The sequence below is a fragment of the Brachyspira sp. genome (genome assembly GCF_029258575.1).
In the GTDB taxonomy this organism is placed as follows: Bacteria; Spirochaetota; Brachyspiria; order Brachyspirales; family Brachyspiraceae; genus Brachyspira.
This window is the reverse complement of record NZ_JARHYI010000060.1, coordinates 1-23,051: the sequence shown is the minus strand read 5'-3', so window position 1 is coordinate 23,051 and position 23,051 is coordinate 1. Positions and strand designations below refer to the sequence as shown.

The window sequence follows — 23,051 nt, the reverse complement described above, 5'->3', positions numbered from 1 at the left end:
ATAAATAAATATGGATAATAATTTAGCTTCACATACAAAAAAATACAATACTGATGATGTTATATTTCTAGAATATGAAAAAGGAGATAAGTTTTACTTAGTTCAAAGCGGTTCTGTTAAAATTACAAAGGTTATTAAAGATCTTGAAAAATTATTAGACATAGTTTATCCAGGCGAGTTTTTTGGAGAAATGGCTATATTAGAAGATACAACAAGAAGTGCATCAGCAATAGCAAATGAACCTACTGTTTTATTAGAATTAAGAAAAGAAAATTTCCAGAATATTTTGGCTAATAATACAATAATGGCTTTGAAACTTTCAAAAACTTTTGCTAAAAGAATTTTTGATGCTAAAAGAAGGCTTTTAATACTTCAATTAAATGAAACTGATTTGAGAGTTTATGATTGTCTTTTATTATTAGCAGAACTTCAGAATATTCCTAGAGATCATTATTATGAGCCTCAGGAATTGAATGCTACAATTAATGATATAGCTAATTGGTGCGGTATAAAAGTAGTTGATGTTCAGAAAGTTTTAAATACATTGGTGAAAACAGGTAAAATAGATATTAGAACTAATACTATATATGTTAAAAACTTAAAAGAGATTCAAAGACAAATCGATTTAAAGAGAAAGAAATCATAAGTTAATAATAAACTTGAATAAATTAACCGACATTAATAAAGGCTTGTGCAAACATTAATATTAAATTATCTTTTTTATACTAAAAGTTGCTAGATTATAAAAATAATTTTTATAACTAGATTTATAATATTTTTAAATTACTATTTTTATTTTAGTTTTTATTAGTTTTTAATATTATTCTATGTATTAATATAATTAAAATATTATATATAAGTAATGCTATAAAAAATATTTTCATTACAAACATAAAATTTTCAAAGGTTCTAAGCCCATTTCTTAATGAAAAATATATATAGGCAAATATAATTAAGTATCCGTAAAATGGTGTAAATAGTTTATAAGCAAGTCCATAATTGAATGCAATGACTGTAAAGCCTAATGAGAATCCAAAAATTACAGCCTGAGGAATTAATGGAATAATGGCTTCATATCTATTTGTAAATTGTATTAATACTATTTGTTTTGCGAATATAATCAAAAATGCTGATAAACAAATAGATGCGAATACAAAAAGAGCAATAGAATAATAAATAATCTTTCTTTCTTTGTTTTTATTATTATCTTTTTGGGCTATCAAAATATAGGAAAACATTACTGAGGCAATAGGGGTACCTATATAGAAAAACATTTTTATTATTAATGATATAGTAGAGTAGTAACCTGCACTTGTTTTATCCAAATATCTATTTGCCATTAATACATCGCTTAGTGATATCCAATTGAATATAAAATTTATTATTACAATATGAATTATATAACTTAAAAATACTGATAGATTTTGTTTAGAGAAATATAATTTTATTTTATTTAATGGTATGAAGTATGTCAAATTCACTTTCTTTAATTCTATCAAATTTATTGTTAAATAAAGTACACAGAATAATGTAACTGTTATAATAGATTTAAATAAAGTTAATCCTGTTATAATGAAATATGCCAATAATAATATTTTAGATATTAATATTGCTATTAGGCTTGCTATATAATCATAGGCTATATAATTATTTATTTTCAATATAGACTGAGAAACTATTCCCAAAATAGTGGCAAATATTCCAATTGAAATTATAAAAAGAGAAGGGTAGCTTTTTATATTAAAAAGTATATCAATCAATGGTATAGAAAATATATACAATACAAATATTACAAAAGCTATAATATAACCATAAGCCCAATAAATTTTAGCATCTTCATCATCTTTATAATGATGCATAATATAATAACTGAAACTTGATACTGTAAGAACTATTATTGAATATATATTTATTATACCATTATAATGTGCAAAATCTGATATTGATAAACTTCTATTTACATATATTGAAGATACATAATTTAATACACTTGCAATACCATTTATAAATACTAATAAAGCATAGTTAATATAATATGAATATTTTTTATATAATACTTTTATATTACTCATACTATATTAACTTATGCTACCTTTCATTGTAATATTATCTTCTTCTTAAGAACCATATCAATATACCAAGTATACCAAATAAACAAGGCAAACCTATTTGAGCAACATATCTAATAAAATTAGTTTGAGTTGTTGTAAGCGTTAGATTTTTAATGCTTGCCTCTTTAGGTCTTATAGTAATTTTCTGTCTTGCTTCTAATAAATAAGCAACAGTATTCATAAATAAATCTTTGTTTCCAGCAAATGCAATATCTACTGACTGTCCTTGTTCTGGATTGATATATGCATTCAAAACAAATGTTGCATCTCCAAATACTACTATTCTTGCTGGATCTTTTCTTCCTTCTATTTCATAAGTACCACTTATAGCCAAAGGAACAGGTCCTGATACATCGGTTCTAGGATTGAATCTCGCTCTTGATAAATCAAAAGTAGCCTCTTCTTTACCATAACCTTGAGGTGTAGTAGTGATTATATTTTCAAAACTTCCATTATATTTGTTTTCTCCTGTTAATATACTTCTTGCTACAACCAAGCAGGCAAATACATTACCTTCTTTAAGTGTTTGAGTTATAGGGTGGGAAGTATATTGAGGTACTATATTAACAGGTATAACTACACTTGATGCAGTATCTATTATATAGTCATTTTTAGTTTTAAATCCCCAATCTGCTAAGAAATTTCCTAAATTACTATTAAATTTACTTCTATCCAAAAAACTATCATATAAAACTAAGAGCTTACCTCCTGTTTTTACATAATTATTTAATTTTTCTATTTCAAAATCACTAAATGTTTCCACAGGAGCAGCTATTACTATTAATGAAGCATCTGTAGGTATATTTTCAAGTATGATATTTAAATCTTTAACTTTATAATTTTCATTTTCCAAATAAGTTTTAACATATGATAAACCTTCTCCGCCTCTATCTTGTAATTGTCTCTCACCATGTCCCACTGTGAAATATACTGTATAAGATTCAGTATCAAGTAAGGTATATATAGATTGAGTAAATTTTTCTTCTCCTACAAATAGAGGATCTGAAGTTACTTTAGATTGAGTTGTTAAATCTTTTCTATAAACTCTAACTTGTTTACCCTGTCCATAAGTAAATACTATTTCTCCAACCTGAGTCATTTGATATTTACTTTTAGCAGAAGGTTTTTCTATAGGGTTAATATATTCTACAGTTATATGTTTATTTATTCTTTTATATTGTTCTAATAATAAATCAGCTCTCCAATCTGCTGAAGTAGGATCTGTACTAGGAGATCTTAATACTACTATTGAGAGAGGAGTGTCTATTCTGGATAATACATCCATAGTTTGCTGAGATACTGTAAATGCCTTATTTTGAGTTAAATCGAATCTTATAGGGAAGTTTATACTTATAACATAAAGCCCTACAAGTATTGCTAAAATTATAATTAATGATAATATACCAAAAAAAGCTTTATGAACAAAACGCATCTTCAAAAAAGATATTATATTCTTCCTATCAACTATTAATGTGATAATAGTAATAACAGAGGATATCACAAGCACCGCCCAAAAAACTGGTGTTGGAGTTTGAGTTACGGCATAAAAGAAAATCCAAGCAAAAAATAATAATACCCAAGACGCTATTGTAACTATTTTTAAATTAAATTTCTTATTTGACATTTAGTAAAAATCCATTATTTGATAAATTTTAAATTAATTTGAATAAGAATTATATATAATTAACGATAAATTTCAATAGTTATGTTTAGTTATACTTATTCTCAAAGATTATCGGTTATTTTATTAACTACATAAGAAAAATAATCAACAATACTAATACAAATAATAAAAAATATGCTTAGAACATCGATAATAATATAAAACATATTATATATACTAAATAAAAAACTTTTAATAATATAAAAGACTTACTTCAATATTTGAATATGTAGTACAAAATAAAATTAATGCTCAAAATACTACGAAATTAACATAATAAATGAAAAGAAGTATTTGATGCTTTCAAGTGATTTATTACAAACACAAAAAAGGATATACATTTAAAAGAAATTAAATCAAAAGATAAAACATATAAATATTTGTTTTGAATCAAGTTTATTTTTTATTTATACATATTTTATAATTGAAATAATTTTAAAATAACTCTATTATAAATAAAAATAATATTTTATAAATTGAGTTAGTATATGAAAAAAAGAATTCTTTTATTGGGAGCTACAGGTTCTATTGGCACAAACACATGTTCAGTAGTTAGAGAGTTTAATAATGACTTTGAAATAATAGGTATGTCAGCAAACAGCAGAGTTGAAATATTAAAAGATTTATGTTTGGAGTTTACACCTAAAACTATAAATATATCAGATAAAAATGCAGAAAATATTTTCAAAAATTATGATTGTGCTAATAATATCAATATATACGAAGGAAGCATAGCTGATTTTGTAAGAGATACAGATTTTGATATATTGGTAAATGCTCTAACTGGATATTCAGGATTCTTACCTACAATAGAAGCTATAAAAAAAGGAAAAATAATAGCATTAGCCAATAAAGAAACTTTGGTTGTAGGTGGAGATATAATAAATAAATTATTAAAAGAGTATAATGCAAGTTTAATACCTATAGACAGTGAGCATTCTGCAATATTTCAAATGTTAAGGCATTTTCCTCAAACTTCACTTTCAAAAGTAATAATAACAGCATCAGGAGGACCTTTTTTCAAAACTCCTAAAGAAGAATTAAAAAATGTTACTGTAGAAATGGCTTTAAAACATCCGACTTGGTCTATGGGAAGTAAAATCACTATAGACAGTGCTACAATGATGAATAAAGGTTTTGAAGTTATAGAAGCTCATCATTTATTTAATTTGGATTATGATAAAATAGAAACTATTATTCACCCGCAAAGTTTGATACATTCTATGATAGAAATGAGTGATGGAGAGATATATGCCCAGATTGGTAAAAATGATATGCGTCTTCCTATACAGCATGCATTAACTTATCCAGAAATAAGAGAAACTCCTTTTGAAAAATTAAAACTATATGAACATTCGGAAATAAATTTTTATAAAATGGATTTTGATAAATTTGTTATGCTTAGATTAGCTTATGAATGCGGAAAGCAAGGAGGACTTTATCCTTGTATATTAAATGCCGCTAATGAAATATGTGTGTATTCATTCTTACAAAGAAAAATAGGATTTACAGATATATTTGATATTGTTTCAAAGGCTGTAAATAGAGAAATAAATATACCATTGACAATAGATAATATTATCAATATGGATAGTGAAATAAGAAAAGAAACTACTTGTATAATTGATTCTATGTGTAAATAAAAATCTATTTAATGTTAATATAGTTGATAATTTTAATTTTATAATATATCATTAATAATCAATAAAAATTTAAATCTTTTTTAAGGGAAATATAATGCGTTTATCAAAATTATTTATGCCAACATTAAAAGAAACTCCAAGCTATGCAGTTATAGCTTCAAATAAATTAATGTTAAGAGCAGCACTTGCAAGAAAAATATCAAATGGACTTTATTCTTATCTGCCTCTTGGAGTTAGAGTATTAAATAAAATATCTAATATAGTAAGAGAAGAAATGGATGCTATAGGTTCTAATGAATGCATAATGCCCATACTTGTTTCAAAGGAATTATTAACACCTTCAGAAAGATGGGAAAGATTTAAAAAAGAGTTATTTAGATTAAAAGATAGAAATGATGTTGATATGGCTATGGGACCTACTCATGAAGAGGCTTTCACTATAACAGTACAAAATGAAATACAGTCATATAAAGATTTTCCTGTTACATTATATCAAATACATACGAAGTTTAGAGATGAAATAAGACCAAGATTCGGAGTTATACGCTCTAAAGAATTTACTATGAAAGATGCTTATTCATTTCATATAACTAAAGAATGTCTTGATAAAACTTATAATGATATGAGCAAAGCTTATACAAAAATATTTAAAAGAATGGGACTTGATACTGTAAGTGTAAAAGCGGACAGTGGAGCTATGGGCGGAGAAGGAAGCGAAGAGTTTATGGTATTAAGTGAAGTAGGAGAGGAGACAATCATTTTTTGTTCTAAATGTGATTACAGAGCAAATATTGAAAAGGCAAATGCAAAAGATGATGAAGTTCCATCTTCTTATACTGATAAATCTATAGAAGAAGTTCATACCCCTGATATAAAAACTATTAATGATTTAGAAAAATTATTCAACACTTCTTCAAAGAACTTTATTAAAAGCATTATTTATAAAACTGAGGAAGATGAAATTATACTAGTTGCCATAAGAGGAGATTTAGAAATTAATGAAACAAAACTTTCAAATGCATTAGGGGGACTTGATATAGAACTTGCAAATGAAGATACTGTAAAAGAAGTTACAGGGGCTAGGGTAGGTTTTGCTTCTCCTATAGGATTGAAAAAGAAAGTGAGAATATTTGCAGATAATTCTATAAAATCTGTATCCGATGCAATAGCAGGCGGTAATAAAGATGACACTCATATAAAAAATGTTAATATTACTAGAGATTTTAATGTTGATATATGGGGAGATTTTAGAATGGTAAAAGAAGGCGATAGATGTACTCAATGCGGTGAAGTTTTATATCAGAAAAAAGGTTTAGAATTAGGGCATATATTCAAACTAGGGGATAAATACACTGAGGCTTTCAATTTTAAAGTATTAGATGAGAATAATAAAGAAATTACTCCTATAATGGGTTGTTATGGTATTGGAATTAATAGAGCTTTGGCTTCCGTTATAGAACAGAATTATGATGATAAAGGAATTATTTTCCCTATAAGTGTTGCTCCTTATGAAGCTATAGTAGTTGCTATTGATAAAGAAACTGAAGATTCATTCAAAAAAGCAGAAGAGATTTATAATTCTTTAAACTCTATTGGTATAGAAACTATCTTTGATGACAGAAAAGAAAGATTTGGAGTTAAATTAAATGACAGTGATTTAATAGGAATCCCTATGAGAATAATAGTAGGTAAAAAATCTCTTCAGAAAAATGTTGTTGAGTTTAAACTTAGAAGTTCTTCAGAAAGTGTTGAAGTCAAAATTGAAGATATAATCGAATATGTTAAAAACAAAAAGAAAGAATTATTTGATGAGATAAATAGTAAATTATAATATTATTAATTTAATAAAGATGAATAGAATAGTAATTATCTATTTCTTATCCATCTTTATTTTTGCATTGAATTATGGAAAATATAGAAATAGTAAATAGTATTGACGATAACATAATAGATTCTATTCTTCTAATATCTTCAAAAAGTAAGTATATTAATTTATCTCAAACTCATATCAAACATTATATCGAAGATAAATATCATAAAGTAATTATAATTAAAAATGATGATCAAATTACAGGTTTTTTAATATATTTTTTATTAGAGCCTGATATAGATATAATATTTATAGCTTCATATCCAAATAATTTAGGCTATGGAAAAAAACTATTGTCATATTTATTTGATGATGCCCAAAAAAATAATATTAAAAGCATAAAATTAGATTTGCATGAAAATAATATTAATGCTAAAAACTTTTATCAAAGAAATGGATTAAAAGAAATAGCTATAAGAAAAAAATATTATAATAATAAATTTAATTCCATTATAATGGAAAAGAAATATATTAATTAATAGAATTTTTTGAAAGCTAATATACAAAGTAAAGAAAATATAATATTTGGCATCCAAGCTGCAATAAAAGGATTAAAGTTTCCAGCCTCACCCATAGATCTAAATATCATAACTATAGAATAATAAAGAAGTGCAACTATTATAACCATAACTAAGCTAATAACTAATACACTTTGTGTAGAAAATTTTGAAAATAATGATGCAAGTAAAACAATAATAAATCCAGAAAAACAATATGATATTCTATAATGCATATCTGTTTCTAATCTAGAAGTATTCATATTAACTTCTTTTTGTAATTTTATAATATTTGCTTCTTCACTTATACTCATAGAATCCAATGGTGGTCTTCCATAAAAATGCTCAGGTCTTTCTAAAACATCTAATGGATAATTATTAATTTCTTTCACATCTATTTCTTTATTATCTGTAAATGTTGTTAATATTCCATTTTGAACATACCATTTTCTATCATTAGTACTCCATTGTATATATGGACTTGATATTCTAAATTTTATTCCACCATCATCATTTATTTTTAAGATTATTGTATTTGTCATATATTGTTCTTTGTAAAAATAAGTTTCTATGAAATATAAATAATTATTTCCTCCAAAAATTTGCCAAGGACCACTTTTTGATGCTTTTTGATTTCCACGCATTGCATCATTTGCCTCAAAAGATACCTTATTCAAAGGGGCAGCTACAAATTCCCAGAAGAAAACTAAAAGAAGACATAATACTATAACTATAGTAAATATAGGCATAGAAAATTTGAATAAACTAATACCTGAATTCTCTACTGCTAACATTTCCTTGTTTTTTACAAAATTACCCAATACATAAGTAGATGAAAACATTAAAGCTACAGGAAATATATAATATGTATTATGTGGAGCTCTTGCTAAATGGTATGTAATAAAATAGTTAATTAATTCAGGGTGCTCTGTATAAAATGATAATCTACTACTCAAGTCTGCTATTGTAACTAATACCACAAATAGAAATAGAGATCCAAAGAAAAAAGATAAGAATTCTTTTAATAGATAAATACTCAATTTCTTCATTAACTTATATCTATACCATATTCCTCATTTAGATGATTTAATTCTTCCCCTATAGCAACATGAAGTTCTTTTATTTTTTCAAGTAATGCAGAAGGCTTTGATTTACTACTTTTTCCAGATCCAAATATCTTGCTTATTTTTCTTTTAGCCTGCACTAAAGTTTGAACCTTTACTTTAGGGTCTGGAATAAATTTTGAAGCATCCATTCCAAGTAATGCCCCCATATAAAGCATACCTTCATATCCAAAATTATTATCTATATCAGGTCCGAATGATTTTAATTTTTCAAAATTTTCTCTTCCATTTTGCATATATTCTATAGAGGCAGTATATAATTCGCTAGCCTTATATTGAAAGAAAGGAATAAGCCTATCATAATTTTCATTAGGATATATACTTGCCAAATCTTCTAAAGTCCAACTTAATCTTAAAGCACATAAAGCTTTTTTCAAAGTAGGAGCGGTATCCTTTCCATGATAACGATAACCATCTAATGCTAGAAAATAACTAGCAGCACCTTCTAAAAGGGTTCTATGTCTAGTAAAATCTATATCATTTCCAAAAAACTCTGACATATATTTATTTCTCTGTTTTGCTGTATCTGAAGCCTCTTCTATTTGTCTATGATCTATTAAATTAAAATCCTCCTGAAAAGCAGCATACAAACAATGAGGACATACAACTACTACATATATTAAAGGATAAACTGTTCCATATTTTTTGCTTTTTTCATAAGTTCTTCTTAAATCATTTCTTAATTTACCAGCAATTAATCTTCCGCCTCCTGTAAGAAGCATTTCATGATAAAATTCATTCTTACATACTGGACAAGTTCTTGGGTTTTTCTCCATAAAAGATACTTTTGCTTGTTCATCACTCATAAAAAATCCTACTTTTTCCTTATTTTTATAAACATTTATAATAAAAAAATGTTAAATTAATTATCGGTTTATTTTAATTTTTCAATATCACTTATATTCAGTTTAGTAATTCTCAATTCATCGAATACATCATTATAATATAGTATGTAAAAATAAGGATATTGTGCTGATTTTAATCTTACATTACCAATGCTGGTTCCCAAAACAGATAAGTCTATTATTCTATTATCTATGAATAAATATTTATTCCCATTCTCTCTAGTATATAAAACCATAGTTTGTGATGCATAATCTAAATCCGAATCCAATGAAATTATATTTTCATCTTCTGACACTATAATATCATTTGTAAATACACCATCATAGAATCTTGTATAATTAATAGTTTTGTGATTATCTTTTGTGATATATATTATATTAAATCTATTATGCTCTTCATAATTAACAGAATAAATACTAGAATTAGTAACTATTGCTCTATCATCAAAAAATTTGAATGCTGTATTAGTTTTTCTTGAACCATAAAATATATTCCCAGTTTCATACTCATGAATATATAAAGCATATCCATCTTTTTCTGCAATAGGATAAACACTATCGACAATTTTATTTGTATATACAAAGTCGGAAAAGAAATTATCTCTATAAAATCTAGATACAGATAATATTCCTCTATCGTCTATAAAAAATAATGTTGGATAATTGAATGCCGACATTACCAATTTCAAATCTATAATTTTTCTATTTTGTCTCAAATCCATAGTATAATTATTAAAAGTTCCAGAATTATTATTGACATATAATATTTTATTCGCTTTATTATAAGATACATGAACATGACTATTATTAAGTGCTGTAGTAATCAAGCTTCCTAATTCTCTATTATTGTCTAATATGGTTCTGCTGAATTTACCATCTTTTCCAGTAACATATACTGCGGTATTTAATAGATTATCATAATATGAAAAATGAACATTATTACAACTATCTATAAATAATCCACTGATGTATGGTTCTTCCCGCAATGAGGCTATAGACCAAGTAGAAAGAGATTCAAAACCGCTCATTCTAACATAATGCCCCGTAATTGGAGGGGCATCTTTTATAATTTCTTTCTGATACTGTGCATTTAAACTTAAATATATTGATATTATTATAATAACAATTAATGCACTATTTCTTTTTAGATTTTTTAACATCTTCTATTTTAGTAACGGATTCTGTACCTTCCTCTTTAGGTCTTATAAATCTGCACTTTATTATATTTCCTTTATCATCAAGCAATGCCTTTATATGTGAATAATAAAATATACAATGTTCTATATAGGCATTATCATCAACAATAGAGCCGTATAAATAACTTACACCTTTAATGAGTACATTAGAACCAATATTAACAGGGTTATTATCACTTCCTGTAACATTAACTCCTCTCTCTAAAGTTGTATTTTTACCTATATATACATTTCCTTTAATCTGATTTCCAGAGTATATTTTCACATTATCATCTAATATAAGCTTCTGATTTTCTAAACAAGAAAGCAGAACATTATCTTCAATATATGCATGTTCTCCAAGATATACATTACCCTCTATCTTTGCCCCATGAGATATTGTAACTCCATAATTAAGAGTAACTCCCTTTCCAATATAAGCACCTTTACCTACATATATATCAAGTGGCTTTTCATCTTTATCTCTTTCAAGTATCTGTTCTACCACACTATCATCTATAAAGAAATCTTCTCCATCATATATAGTAATTATATTTTTTAATTTATTATATACATTAGATCTAGCAATAGCTTCCATTTCTTTAAGAACTGTTTTATCGTTGAAACCCAAAACAACCCTACTATCTTTAGGCATATAAGTTGATATTGATAAATTATTATTAATAAAAATTTCTATTAAATCAGTTAAATAAAGCTCATTCTGTGCATTATTAGACTCTAATTTTTGAATAAGCTCTTCTAAAGGCTTCATTTTAAAACCATAAATACCTGCCACATATTCATTAAAATTATCTAAAAGCTCATCTTTTTCATAAGAAAATTTTTCATCTTTATATAATTTATAAAGCTTTTCATCTTCTTTCATTGCAAGTATATCTTTATACTCTATAACTCCTATAACATTACCTTGAGAGCCTTGTCTATATTTACTTTTCTGACCATCATAAGTTAATCCTCTTCCTCTCAAAATCCTTCCATAATAGTTGCTACCCTTAGGTCCATCATACATAGCAGTCATAACTATCATATCAGTTTTTGACTTTAAAAATTCTTCATGAAACTCTTTCATAGTATCAGAATCTATAAGTCCCATATCTGCATATATTACATAACAATACTTTATATTTTTTAAATCACTTTTATCAAGCCCTATCTTTACAGCATGCCCAGTACCTCTCTGCTCTTCCTGATATGCAAAATTAGTATTGGATTGTTTTCCCACTGCATTTGCAACATCTAATGCCTTTATTCCTACTACTATAGTAATATTGCTTTTAGGCATGCCATTTCTAACAGCAAGTCTAACTCTTTCTATACTAGGAACTCCCCATATTGTGTGAAGCATCTTAGATGTAGAACTTCTTATTCTTTTACCATGACCAGCAGCTAATATTATCACTAAAGTATCATTCTTTGAAAATTTTGATGATAAAGAAGCAAGAGCATTCTCAATTCCAACTACATTTTTTTCCATAGATAACTCCTGATTATAATGTTTTATTTTTTATTTTGTTTATTTGTATATATTTTTTCAAATACAGGTTTCTTTATATTTGAAGCTTTTGAATAAAAATCTGATTTTACTGTTTTATTATTAATTTTTAATATATTATCTTTATTTTCTAATTCTTCTTTCGCATTTAAAATATCATCTAAACTATTTTTATTATAATTATTTGACAGAAATGCATTTTTACCATACAATTCTAATTTATCATTTTTATCATCATTAAAAGTTTCATCTTCTTTAAGCCATTTTCTCAACACTTTAACTACAGATTCAGATAATTTATTCAATTTTTGTTTGGCTCTGACATTTCCACCCAGATTTGAATCTTCTTTCATTATAAACTTATAGAGCTGCATAGCCTTTATTATATTTTTTTTTTCAAAATTATAATAATCTGCTATTTTTTCTATACCACCATAATAAGAAGCTGTAATATAGCATCTATAAGCACCTTCTATATCTTTTTGATTGAAAAGTTCATTACCTTTTCTTACCAATGCACTTCTAGTAGAATCTTTTATTTCCATATTAGCATTATATATCTATATACAAAAACTTCAAGACTAATTTAATAAATATATTATGTTAAATGACTTTTTATAGTTATGAATTTCTTTTCATTTCATTTATCATAATTTCAGTAACTATTAGAGATAGTAAAAATCTTAAAATATCTGATATTTCTATACCTTTTATAACAAAATATTTTATGCAAATATATCTTATTAGTATCATTATTTTTTAATTGACTTTTTTTGTTTTTTTAGTAGGATATTAACATAATATTTAGGATAAAATTATGAATAATTATGTAGAAAATTTTATAGAAAAATTAGAAAACAAAAATGAATATACTTTTACATTAGAAATATCCCCACAAGCAAAATATGATTTGGAATATATGGTAGAAAAAATCAATACTTCAAATATATCTGATTATGTAGATGGTTTTGTTGTAACAGATTCTCCTTTTGCCAATTTGAAAATATCATCAATACTTGCAGCTTTACAATTAAAACAAAGATTAAATAATAATAAACCTTTCATTACAACTCAAAGTATGAGAGATAGAAATTCAATAGCTTTACAAAATGATTTAATAGGAGCTAATTATTTTGATATAAGAATGGTTCTTGCAGTTACAGGTGATGCTATTAACAATGGAAATCAAAAACAAGCTAAAGCAGTGTTTGAAGGAAACTCAGAACTTTTAATAAAAATAATAAAAGACTTAAATAAAGGAAAAAGTTTAGGAGATTTTATTTTTAAAGAACAATTAAAATACATATATCCTTTCTGTGTAATAAATAGTTATGCCAAAAATAATGATACTTTAAAATTAAGACTTGCTAAAAAGGCTAATTCTAGTGTTAGGGCAATATTCACTCAGCCAATATACGAAATTGAAAGGCTAGAACTTTTATTAAAATGGATAGATGAGCTTCCTCTGAAAGAAAAACCTATATTGGTACCGGGATTCTTTCCTGTATTAACTTATAAAACTGCATACTTTATATACTATAAACTTCCTGGAGCTTATATTCCTGAAACTTGGCTTAATAAATTAAAAAAGGCAAGCGATAAATCTCCTGAAGAAGAGAAAAAAACTGCTGTAGAATTATCAACTAACTTATTTAATGATATGATAAAAATGCATAAGAAAATGCATATAATGTGTTTAAATAATTATGAGTTCGTTGTAAATTTATTAAAAAATATTTAACTTTATATATTTTTTTATTTTACATCATCTATAATTAAAGAATGATTAAATTTTTTTCCAAAAATCTAGTGTCATTCACATACAGAACATTTAATTTAAATAATATATCTAACCAATATTCATATCAAAAATCATATTTAATAATTATATAGTTTTAATAGAGCTATACTCTTTAGTACTATAATAAACAAATTAAAAAACATAAAAATTATAAATAAAATTAATTAGCAAAGTAATAAGAATTCTCACAGAATGCAACTATAGCACATGTACTAAGTTCTGGATTCATCATATAGCTTTCTGTAAGAGTAACATTAAATTCTTCAGGTTTTAATTTATCAAAAATTATTCTGTTGCCATACATATTGCTCAATGCCTTGTAACCGAAAGAATATCTGCATCCTACATGCTGTCTTTTACCATTATTATTTAGATTAAGTAAATTATCCATATGAGATTGAAGTATATCAACATAATTCTCTATTATATGAGTACCTAATGCATTATAAAAATAATAATCCTTATAATCATCATTATCATATAACCCTTTTAAAAATTCATGATACTTATCTCCAAGGCTTACCAATGTAAAACCAATAATATCTTTTTCCTTATCAAAAAAATCTACTATAGAATTGTAAGGTTCTTTCTCCATACGCTCTAAAGGTATTTCTATTTTTTCTGTTTTTAATTCATTAGTTTCAAAATCAACATCATAAATATAAAGCTTATCATTCTCTGTAACAGTTTTGTAGAATCCGTAAATCATTACAGGCTCAAGTAAATTATTTTCCATGATATTACTTTTCATTTCATCATATTTAGGCTCTACTTTAGTTTTTATCATTTCATTATATTTTTCCATATCCTGATTTTTAGTAGAATAACCAAATCCTGCTCTGAAAAGTCTAACTTTATTTATCATATCAAAAGCTTCTTTTTCTATATCTTTATTAAATTCAAAAATTTTCCTTCCATAAAATGGTGGCTTATTTGTATAATGTTCATGATTTTTATGATTTATTTCAGGCATATAAATTCCTTATTATTTCTATATTTGCCTTCTCTTATAATAGTAAATAAATTTATTTACTGGATTAGGCTTACTTTTTATTTATTACTATCTTCCCCACAAAGCACATCTCATAATGCATTCCTATAATAAGTTAGCGAATAAATCACTAGCTGGCTTTTTTTATTATTATTTTTATTTATCTCTATCTGCTATTACTTCTTTTATAGCCAAGATACCATCAAAACCGTCCTTACAATAAAATATTTGCTCAGTATCCCCATAAACTTTTTGGCAGTCATTTTCAACAAACTCTCTTGTAAGTGCTGCTCCTCCAAGAAGAATAGGTATCTTTAATCCTTTTTCTCTTATATAAGCAAGATTATCTTTCATCACTTCAGTAGATTTTACCAAAAGCCCAGACATACCTATACAATCTGCATTATGTTCCTTATAAGCTTCTATAAATTTTTCTATAGATACTTTAGTTCCAAGATTAACTGTTTCAAATCCATTATTCTTTATGATTATTTCTACTAAATTTTTACCTACATCATGCACATCTCCTGCTACAGTACCAAGTATAATTTTAGCAGTTTTATCCTGTTTCTTTTTCTCTAAAAATTCAGATAAGAAATCAACACTTTTTTTCATAACTTCAGCAGAACCCAAAACAAATGGAAGCTGTATAGTACCTTCTCCAAATTTAACTCCTATATCAGCCATTGTAGGAAGAAGTATTTCATCAATAATAACTTGTGCAAATTTCTTTTCTCCTCCAAAATCTTCACTGTTTTCTTTTACTTCATTGAGCAAATTCTGCATATCTTTCCATTCACCGTCAAGCATAGCATCTCTTATAGCTTCTCTTAAAGGCTTCTTTATATTTTCTTCATTATTTAATAATTCTTTCTTTTCTTTTTTATCAGAGAAATGATTGATATAATTAATAAGAGGTTCTTTAGTATTGCTTCTATTATAAATTAATGCTCTTGCTAATTCTATTTCATTTTCATTTATTTTTGAAAGCGGAAGTATCTGGGCAACATTAACAATAGCAGTAGTAAGTCCATGATTAATAGCCTCATACAAGAATACTGAATTCATTATTTTTCTTGCTTCTTCTTTAAGTCCGAAAGATATATTAGATACTCCCAAACTTATAGAACATTCAGGATATTTTTTTGTAAGTTCCTTAATAGCATTCAATGTTTCAATACCTGCAGCAAAACTTTTTTCATCACCACTAGCCAAAGTAAATGTAAGAGGATCGAATATTATATCATGAGGAAGTATTTTATGTACATTAACAGCACGGTTATACATTCTTTCAGCCATCCTCAATTTATCTTCACATGTAAGTGCCATTGATTTTTCATCTATTGTAAGAAGCATAATAGAAGCACCATATCTTTTAGCCATTGAACATATAGTATCAAATTTTTCTTCGCCTTGCTCCATATTAGCGGAATTTATTATTGGTTTTCCTCCATATACTTTTAAAGCTGATTCTATAACATTAGGTTTTATTGCATCTATAACTAAAGGCAGTGAAATTTGTTTAACATAAGCTGAAATAATTTTTTTAATATCCTCTATTTCATTTCTTCCAGCCCAAGCAGCATTAACATCTATGGCATGGCTTCCTGCTTTAACTTGCTTTATTCCCACATCAAGTATACCGTCTATATCATTTGCTATCATAAGCTCTCTAAATATTTTACTTCCACTAGCATTACTTCTCTCACCAATCATCAAGGGTGCAGGCTCTTGTTTGATACTAACTATATTGAATAAACTTGCTATATATGCTCTTGGTTTATCTAATGCAGTTTTTTTAGGTTTTACACCTTCTACTTTTTTTGATAAAGCCTCTATATGCAATGGGGTAGTACCGCAGCATCCTCCTATAAATGAAAGTCCATTCAAATTAAAAAACTCACTATTTATATTAGCAAATTCTTCAGGAGTCATATTATAATATGCTTTTCCGCCTCTATTTTCTGGAAGTCCAGCATTACAATGCATTGATATAGGCAGACATGATATTTCTGCAAGTTTCTTTATATGACGAGTTGCCATGTCAGGACCTGTTCCGCAATTCATTCCTATAGAAAATATATCTAAATTAGAAAGTATTGTATATGCTGTTTCTATATCAGTACCCAAAAGCATAGTACCTTCCTTTTCTATAGTTACAGAAACCATTATTGGAATTTCTTTATTTAATTCTCTAGATACATCATTACATGCAAGTATAGCTGATTTTAATTGCAAAACATCTTGTGCCGTTTCTAAAAGGATTATATCAGCATCTCCATCAATTAAACCTTTTGCAGCTTTAACATAACCTTCATACATCTCATCAAAAGAGATTTGCCCTAAACTTGGAAGTTTTACTCCCGGTCCCAAACTTCCCGCAACAAAAATATCTCTATTTAAATCTCCTTTTGAATTTGGATTTTTTAAATATTCTTCTCTTGCCTCATTCGCTATCAATACTGCACTTTTAGCAAGCTCATAAGTTTTATCAGCTATATCATATTCACTTAAAACCCAAGGTATAGCACCAAAGCTATTGGTTTTTATTATATTGGCATTAGAATTTAAATAATCCGTATGTATTTCTTTCATTATATTTGGAGCAGTTATATTTAATATTTCATTACAGCCTTCTACATTATTCCCATCTATAATCCAAGATTCTTTATTAATTTCTTTCTTCTGTAATTCTGTACCTGTGGCACCATCTATGATTAAATATTGTTCTGTTATAAGTTCTTTTAATCTTTCTTTTATATTTTTCATTAAATACCCTAAGTATATAAAATTATTTTAGTAAATATTCTAATATGAAATTATAAATATAACAAGGTATTGATAAATAAGAAAATAATATATTGACATTTTAATTCCATATTTTATAATTTATAACATTAATTAATATTAGAGTTTCTTATGAATAAAATTCCTTTCTTTTCAATAATCATTCCAGTATATAATACTGAAAAATATTTAAAAAGATGTTTAGATAGTGTAATTAATCAAACATTCAAAGATATAGAAATAATAATAATAAATGATTGTTCTCCTCAAAACTGCGATGAAATAGTTTCTCAATATAATAATGATAATAGAATAATTTATATTAAACATGAAGTAAATAGAGGATTATTATTAGCTAGAAAAACAGGTAATATAAAATCATCAGGAAAATATATTGTTTATATAGATTCTGATGATGAAGTTAATATAAATATGTGCCAAGAAATATATAATGCATATAAAATAAAAGAGGCAGATATTATACATTTTAATTCAAAAGCAATTTTAGATGGTAATAATAATCTAACTAAAAAAGAAAAAATAAAAGCAATCAATAAAGTTAAATGGTATATATCTTCAAATAGAAGTTTAATAGATGAAGAATATTTATTAAGTGAAATTGTGCAAGAAAAGATACCACATAATATGTGGGGTAAAGCTTATAAAGCCTATATAATAAAAAAAATTACAGAATATATACCTGATATAAGGCTAATGAATGCTGAGGATATGCTACAATCATTAATGATTTTCTACTTTGCTTCGTCTTATTTATCTATAAACAAACAATTATATTATTATTATATAAGTATTGGGGAAAGCAATAAAAATACATCCAGTTTAAGCTATGATTCTTATAATTATTTATGCGAATGTTCTTCTATTGCATGTAATGAATTTTTAGAATTTTTAAAAAAACAAGGTACTGAAATATTATATGGATTTTACTATTATACTATATATTATAACCAATACAGATTTTTAAAAGAAAAAATAATAGATAATGAAAATAAAAATGAATATACAAAAATATTAATAAGTCATTTTGATATAAATATCATAAATAAATATTTAAAAATAAAAGAATATAATGAATTAAAAGAAAATAAATATAAAAAAATTATTAATAAACTTACACCATACTTTTTTTCAATTATAATATATGAATACAATATAAATATTAAAATTTTTGGAATAAAAATAAATATAAAAAGCAAAAAACAATTTAATGAATATATAATAATATCATTTAATTCATTACTTAAAAATATATTTTCTATAAATACTGATGATAGAAAAAATAAATATATAAAAATATTATTTATAAAAATAAAATTAAAATAAAAGAAAATATGGAGTATAATATAATGCCTTTCTTTTCAATAATAGTACCAGTATATAATACTGAAAAATATTTAAAAAGATGTTTAGATAGTTTAATCAGTCAAACTTTTAAAGATATAGAAATAATAGTAGTAAATGATTGTTCAACTGATAATTCAGGTGAAATAATAAAAAGTTATATAAAAAATGATGATAGATTAATTTATATAGAACATGAAATTAATAAAGGTACTTTGATTTCAAGAAAAAATGGCAGTATAAAAGCAAATGGCAAATACATAACTTATGTAGACTCTGATGATGAATTAGATATTAATACTTGTAAGGAAGTATTTGAATGCATTAAAAACAATGATTATGATATAATATATTTTGGCGTTAAAATAATTTCTAATAGAAATTCTAAAGATATGCAATGGTCTTTACTTACAAACAGATATAATATTCATACAGATTATCTGATGAATGAAGCTATAGATAAAAAAATACCACACAATATGTGCGGAAAATTTTTTAATAAAGAAATAATAAATAAAATAGTTGAAAATACTAAAGACATTAAATTAATTTATTCTGAAGATATGCTGCAATGTTTAATTGGACTTTATTATGCCAAATCTATTTTTATTTTGCATAATAATCTTTATATATATAATACTGATATTAGTATTAGTACAAAGAATAATGATGAAATTAATTTAGAAAAATATGAATATATATGTCAAAATGTAAAATCAGCTTTAAATGAATTTTATAATTTTTTGATAAAATTAAATGCTAATATTAGTTATGGATATGAATATACTAGATTGTATTATAATCAATATATGTATCTATTTGAAAAAATTGAAAATAATGAGCAAAGGTACTTAAATATTATAAATAAGTATTTTGATGAAGAAATTATAAATCAATATTTAAAATTAAAAAATTATTATAATATAGAAAAAGATAATATAGAAAAATTGAATAATAAATTAAAACCGTATTTCTTTTCTATTATAATTAAAGATTTTGATATTACAGTAAGGCTATTTGGTATTCGTATAATTATAAAAAATAAAAAATGTATAGATGAACCTATAGTAATAACATTAAGTAATATATTAAGAAATATATTCTCCATAAATACTGATGATAGAAAAAATAAATATATAAAAATACTATTTATAAAAATCAAATTAAATTTATAAATAATTTTTATAAATACTAAATTATAAATTTTACAAAAAAAATAATATCTTGTTATATTTATAGTATATTTTTGGGAGTTAAATAATTTATAAAGAGGATAGATATGAAACCTATATTTTTAACAGGAGTATTGGGATTATTAATTTTAGTATCATGTAATAATTCAAATAATGCTCAAAAAGAATCCGCTTCTAATAATACAGAGGCAGTAGAAAAATTACAACTTAGCGAAAATGAAAAAGCTAATAATTATGAAGTTGTATATTTAGTATCTGACACAGGAGAATATATCAATTCTGAAATAGATTATAATGAAGATAAGAATTTTGGATTTATATATTACAGAGATATTAATCAAGATTGGAATATTTTTAATGTTACAAAAGCAAGTGATATTGATGAAGGAAATATATCAGCAACTTCTTTTGACAACAAAACTTTAGAAGGTAATTTCCCAAGTATTTCATATCCTTTCGTTGCTAAAATAGATGGAAAAGAAATGACTTTCAAAGCAGTAAAAACTCCAGTAACAGGTGCTATGGTAATTGAATATGCTTATTCAAATCTTTCCCCTGAATCAACTAATGGTCAAAGATTTTTCCAATTTAAAAATGCTATATTTGCTTTAAAGAACGATCAAAATTTAGAAAGTATAAATAAAATCAATTTAGACATAAATAAAGAATTTGGTATAACTGATGCAAGTATATTCAGTGATTTAACAAGATTATTAAGTGCTCAAAGCATAATAAGCAATAAAATGACTCCTCTATATGATGAATGGGTACAATCAGGTTATATGCCACATATAGAAAATTATTCATCTCAATTCTGTATAGACTATTTAAGTGAGAAGGTAGTTTCTATAAATAAATTTGTTTATGAATATACAGGTGGTGCACATGGAAATTATAATACAATAAACAGCGTATACTCGTTAGAAAACGGAAATAAATTAACTATAGCAGATTTAATAATAGATATAAAAGATGCTAACTTACTTAATTTAGTAAAAGATAAACTTGTAAAAATAGAAGGCAGAAATGCTGACTCTTATTTCGGATTAGATGAACTTACATTAGAAAATAATAATTTCTGTCTAACATCAAAAGGTTTAGTATTCACTTGGGGAATATATGAAATAGGAGCTTATGTTATAGGCGAAACCAGAGTATTAATACCGATAGAAGAAATCAAACCTTATTTAAAAGACGAATACAAAACTATATTTGAATAATAAAAATATTTATTTATAAAGTTCATAAGAGGGTAGTTATTATTAATTATCCTCTTTTTTATTATTTTGATAGCATATTACTTGACTTAAAACAAATAATAAACTATACTATTATCATAAGTTGAAAAATACTTAGTAAAAAAATATCTTTGATATGTTCGAGTTAATTTCGGAGGTATTTATTATGAGTATTTTTAATAGTTTAAAACTTAATTGGCATTTCATTAATAACTGCAATATGCATTGCAAGTTTTGTTATGCTTCAAAAGATTCATGCAATATAAATTCATTCAAAATAGCTGAAAAACTTAAACCTTTTAAGTATATTAATTTAGTAGGTGGTGACGACTATATACAAGAACTATATTCATTTATTGCATTATCTAAAATCACATGGTCATATATTAAGTATAGTAAGCAATGGTTCTATCTTTTTAAAGTATAATTCTATCCTAAAAGCAACTTTAGAATGCTATGATGTATTGGTTTAAGAATAGATTCATTATACAAAGAAACATGCATAAAAATAGGAAGAAGTGTAGGAAACAACAAACCTATAACAGAAGAAGAATATCTATATATGAAAAAATAATATACAGTGAAAATAATGATAACATGACTTCTTCATATATAATGCTTGATGCTAAAGGAAGATTCTTTAATAACATTGATAATAAATAATTTACTCAAATAGTTTATTTGATAATAATGTTGATTTAGAGGAAGAGTTTTTTAAATGAATTACAGCATAGATAAATATCATAATAGGTACAAAAAAGTTAATTGATTGAAATAGAGAAGTTTAAGTTTATAATTAAAAAAAGGAGAAACAAAAATGGAAAAATTATATTATACTTTTGATAAAAGTAGCCTGAATAACATATTGCAAATTATTGAAAACAATACAGAAATAAAGTACAGAAACTTCTTAAATAATGTAAATTATATAGATTGTTATAAAACTAATGTAATTAGATTATGCGAAGATCTCAAAATGATTTTCAATATGTACGAAAAAGATAAAATAGATATTTCAACTATGCTCCAGATTATAAATATCAGGTATAAAAAACATTTAAAATATAAAGATGCTATGCGTGGAAAAGTATATTATGACACTATAGTATTTTTTTCATTAATAAAAATAAAAATATGTATGGATAAAAAAGATAGTAAAGACATTAACATTTATGAAATGATAATTTATTTATACAATAAATGCTGTTTAACTGAAAATATTAACAATATGAAATATA

20 protein-coding genes are annotated in these 23,051 nt (G+C 25.1%); 11 read left to right on the top strand and 9 right to left on the bottom strand.

Going from position 1 to position 23,051, the window contains the following annotated elements; all coding sequences use genetic code 11:
* The first annotated feature begins 10 nt into the window (after positions 1-10).
* Positions 11-646 carry a Crp/Fnr family transcriptional regulator gene (locus tag Q1J76_RS04795; protein ID WP_300367583.1) on the top strand — a complete coding sequence of 212 codons (636 nt, stop codon included), beginning with the start codon at positions 11-13 and terminating at the stop codon, positions 644-646.
* 151 nt (positions 647-797) lie between these two features.
* Here Q1J76_RS04795 and Q1J76_RS04790 read toward each other — a convergent pair whose 3' ends face one another.
* On the bottom strand, positions 798-2,072 hold the full coding sequence (locus Q1J76_RS04790) for a lipopolysaccharide biosynthesis protein (RefSeq protein WP_300367580.1): 1,275 nt from the start codon (positions 2,070-2,072) through the stop codon (positions 798-800).
* Between the two features lie 34 nt (positions 2,073-2,106).
* Positions 2,107-3,735 (bottom strand): GldG family protein, encoded by a 1,629-nt coding sequence (locus tag Q1J76_RS04785; RefSeq protein ID WP_300367577.1) that lies wholly within the window; start codon positions 3,733-3,735, stop codon positions 2,107-2,109.
* A gap of 527 nt (positions 3,736-4,262) precedes the next feature.
* Here Q1J76_RS04785 and dxr point away from each other — a divergent pair.
* From dxr to Q1J76_RS04770, 3 genes are all read left to right on the top strand, one after another.
* Positions 4,263-5,417, top strand: a complete 1,155-nt coding sequence (dxr, locus tag Q1J76_RS04780) for a 1-deoxy-D-xylulose-5-phosphate reductoisomerase (RefSeq protein WP_300367574.1) — start codon at positions 4,263-4,265, stop codon at positions 5,415-5,417.
* A 94-nt stretch (positions 5,418-5,511) separates the two neighbouring features.
* On the top strand, positions 5,512-7,248 hold the full coding sequence (locus Q1J76_RS04775; RefSeq protein WP_300367571.1) for a proline--tRNA ligase: 1,737 nt from the start codon (positions 5,512-5,514) through the stop codon (positions 7,246-7,248).
* Positions 7,249-7,322: 74 nt separating this feature from the next.
* Positions 7,323-7,766, top strand: coding sequence for a GNAT family N-acetyltransferase (locus tag Q1J76_RS04770; protein ID WP_300367568.1), 444 nt, complete (start codon positions 7,323-7,325; stop codon positions 7,764-7,766).
* On the opposite strand, the gene Q1J76_RS04765 is transcribed toward Q1J76_RS04770, so the two are convergent.
* From Q1J76_RS04765 to Q1J76_RS04745, 5 genes are all read right to left on the bottom strand, one after another.
* Entirely contained in the window at positions 7,763-8,833 is a 1,071-nt protein-coding gene (locus Q1J76_RS04765) for an LptF/LptG family permease (RefSeq protein WP_300367565.1), read from the bottom strand. The genes Q1J76_RS04770 and Q1J76_RS04765 overlap by 4 nt on opposite strands.
* A complete protein-coding gene (locus tag Q1J76_RS04760; protein WP_300367562.1) occupies positions 8,833-9,714 on the bottom strand; it encodes a DUF2225 domain-containing protein in 882 nt (293 codons plus the stop codon). Before Q1J76_RS04760 ends, Q1J76_RS04765 begins: the two co-directional genes overlap by 1 nt.
* Before the next feature lie 68 nt (positions 9,715-9,782).
* Positions 9,783-10,913, bottom strand: a complete 1,131-nt coding sequence (locus Q1J76_RS04755; protein ID WP_300367559.1) for a hypothetical protein — start codon at positions 10,911-10,913, stop codon at positions 9,783-9,785.
* Positions 10,888-12,423 (bottom strand): NTP transferase domain-containing protein, encoded by a 1,536-nt coding sequence (locus Q1J76_RS04750; RefSeq protein WP_300367556.1) that lies wholly within the window; start codon positions 12,421-12,423, stop codon positions 10,888-10,890. The genes Q1J76_RS04755 and Q1J76_RS04750 overlap by 26 nt, the downstream gene beginning before the upstream one ends.
* Positions 12,424-12,446: 23 nt before the next feature.
* Positions 12,447-12,986 carry a hypothetical protein gene (locus Q1J76_RS04745; RefSeq protein ID WP_300367553.1) on the bottom strand — a complete coding sequence of 180 codons (540 nt, stop codon included), beginning with the start codon at positions 12,984-12,986 and terminating at the stop codon, positions 12,447-12,449.
* A 272-nt stretch (positions 12,987-13,258) separates the two neighbouring features.
* Here Q1J76_RS04745 and Q1J76_RS04740 point away from each other — a divergent pair, with 272 nt between their 5' ends.
* Positions 13,259-14,182 carry a methylenetetrahydrofolate reductase gene (locus Q1J76_RS04740; RefSeq protein WP_300367550.1) on the top strand — a complete coding sequence of 308 codons (924 nt, stop codon included), beginning with the start codon at positions 13,259-13,261 and terminating at the stop codon, positions 14,180-14,182.
* Between the two features lie 220 nt (positions 14,183-14,402).
* Here Q1J76_RS04740 and Q1J76_RS04735 read toward each other — a convergent pair whose 3' ends face one another.
* Entirely contained in the window at positions 14,403-15,215 is an 813-nt protein-coding gene (locus Q1J76_RS04735) for a vitamin B12 dependent-methionine synthase activation domain-containing protein (RefSeq protein ID WP_300367547.1), read from the bottom strand.
* A 174-nt stretch (positions 15,216-15,389) separates the two neighbouring features.
* Positions 15,390-18,002, bottom strand: coding sequence for a homocysteine S-methyltransferase family protein (locus tag Q1J76_RS04730; protein WP_300367544.1), 2,613 nt, complete (start codon positions 18,000-18,002; stop codon positions 15,390-15,392).
* 150 nt (positions 18,003-18,152) lie between these two features.
* Between Q1J76_RS04730 and Q1J76_RS04725 the strand changes: the two genes are divergently transcribed.
* The 6 genes from Q1J76_RS04725 to Q1J76_RS04700 all read left to right on the top strand — a co-directional run.
* Complete coding sequence (locus tag Q1J76_RS04725) at positions 18,153-19,364, top strand: glycosyltransferase family 2 protein (protein WP_300367541.1); 1,212 nt, start codon at positions 18,153-18,155, stop codon at positions 19,362-19,364.
* A 23-nt stretch (positions 19,365-19,387) separates the two neighbouring features.
* The gene (locus Q1J76_RS04720) at positions 19,388-20,557 is read left to right on the top strand and encodes a glycosyltransferase family 2 protein (RefSeq protein WP_300367538.1); all 1,170 of its coding nucleotides are present in this window, start codon (positions 19,388-19,390) and stop codon (positions 20,555-20,557) included.
* Between the two features lie 104 nt (positions 20,558-20,661).
* Positions 20,662-21,795, top strand: a complete 1,134-nt coding sequence (locus Q1J76_RS04715) for an RsiV family protein (protein WP_300367535.1) — start codon at positions 20,662-20,664, stop codon at positions 21,793-21,795.
* 184 nt (positions 21,796-21,979) lie between these two features.
* On the top strand, positions 21,980-22,240 hold the full coding sequence (locus Q1J76_RS04710; RefSeq protein WP_300367532.1) for a hypothetical protein: 261 nt from the start codon (positions 21,980-21,982) through the stop codon (positions 22,238-22,240).
* Positions 22,241-22,269: 29 nt separating this feature from the next.
* Positions 22,270-22,476, top strand: a complete 207-nt coding sequence (locus Q1J76_RS04705; RefSeq protein WP_300367529.1) for a hypothetical protein — start codon at positions 22,270-22,272, stop codon at positions 22,474-22,476.
* Between the two features lie 154 nt (positions 22,477-22,630).
* The coding region (locus tag Q1J76_RS04700; RefSeq protein WP_300367526.1) for a hypothetical protein at positions 22,631-23,051 on the top strand (421 nt) is incomplete at its 3' end.